1 protein-coding gene is annotated in these 1338 nt (G+C 59.5%); it reads right to left on the bottom strand.

Going from position 1 to position 1338, the window contains the following annotated elements:
• Positions 1 to 614 precede the first annotated feature (614 nt).
• A partial coding sequence (locus ABD256_RS44105) for a hypothetical protein (RefSeq protein WP_425546625.1) occupies positions 615 to 1338 on the bottom strand: 724 nt, incomplete at its 5' end.

The following is a 1338-nucleotide window of genomic DNA, read 5'->3' as shown; positions in this document are numbered from 1 at the left end:
GGAACTGCTCCGGATACTTCGACGAACGTGACACAGGGACATCCTTCCCCAGACCAGCGTCTGGGATCAGGGTGACCGGTTCACAGGGGCAACCTCAGCTGACGACATCGACGATGGTGTCCGCGGCCTCACTGACAGCAGGCCGCGGAACCTGGAAGAAAGTCGGCACGAACACCGGCGACGCACCCGATGCTTGACTTCGCGACAGGCATGGAGGCACCCATTGGCGAGCGCGTCCCGCCCGCAGCCAGTCTGGAAGCCCTGTCAGCCGATGCCACGATCCCCAGGTCGACTGCGACCAGCTGGGCATCATGAATGCGGCACAGGCGATCGACGGAACCGTCACGTTCACGACGACATGGGAATGGCATCCTGGCCGGTTAGCTCCGCATCGGGTACAAGGTGTCCAAGACCCGGCAACGGATAACATAGTTTTCATTAGAAGAAGCGCAGGTCAAGAAGTGTCTTCCCCGCACACGCGAGGGTGGTCCCGGGTCTGCCGTTGTGATGGTAGTCCTCGGACGCTGCTATGGCGTTACGGTCCAGTCGTACGACCGCAAAGATCATGGAGTTCACCAGGCGCGACGGCTAGAACGGGCTCGGCGCCGGTGTCGCTAGCGCAAGTCATACGGATAGTCGACCTTGAGCTCGTACGGCCCAAGCACGAGCCAGCCATGGTCATGCAGCGATTCCACGTCAAAGGTGCAGTGGTACGTTCGATTCGTTCCTAACGTAAGTGGTGGGTTTTCCGACAGCATACGACCACCTTTTCCGGACACCTCTTCACCGCTCTCGGGTTCAACGCTGTTTGAAGTACTGCACAGAAAGTCATGAGCACCGTGGTTGGCTTCCGGATCGTTTCCGGTCGCCACCGTGACATCCATTCGGACCGTTGGACCATACAGTCCTTTCTTGCCACGCGAGATCTTGTTCACAACGACTTTTACCGTTCCAGGTCCACTGCCGGTCGCCTGAGTCTCAGGCGTAAGTAGCAACGTCTCACCCACTGCTTTTAGAAGATGACCGGTAGCCGGGTTCGTCTTGGCTGCCGGTGCGGCCGAGCTTGGCGACGCTGCCGGGCTCGGTGACGGCGGTACGGGCGAATAGGAACGCGCACTGGTCGTTGCGCTTTGTGTCGGAGTTGGGGTGGTGGCATCGCCCGTGTCCGAGCAAGCGGTGAGCGATGTGGCGACTGCACTCGCGAGTGCAAGTACTACTTGGATTCGTGTCATCTGACGTTCCTCACTAAGAGCGTGTCTCGTATGGATGTTGTGGCTGATGATGCATGATCGTTGCCATGGCTGATGCGTTGTCCCGGCGGCTGGTGCCGGATGAGTT

This window comes from Amycolatopsis minnesotensis, assembly GCF_039529815.1.
Taxonomy (GTDB): domain Bacteria; phylum Actinomycetota; class Actinomycetes; order Mycobacteriales; family Pseudonocardiaceae; genus Amycolatopsis; species Amycolatopsis minnesotensis.
This window is presented reverse-complemented; position numbering and strand designations above follow the sequence as displayed.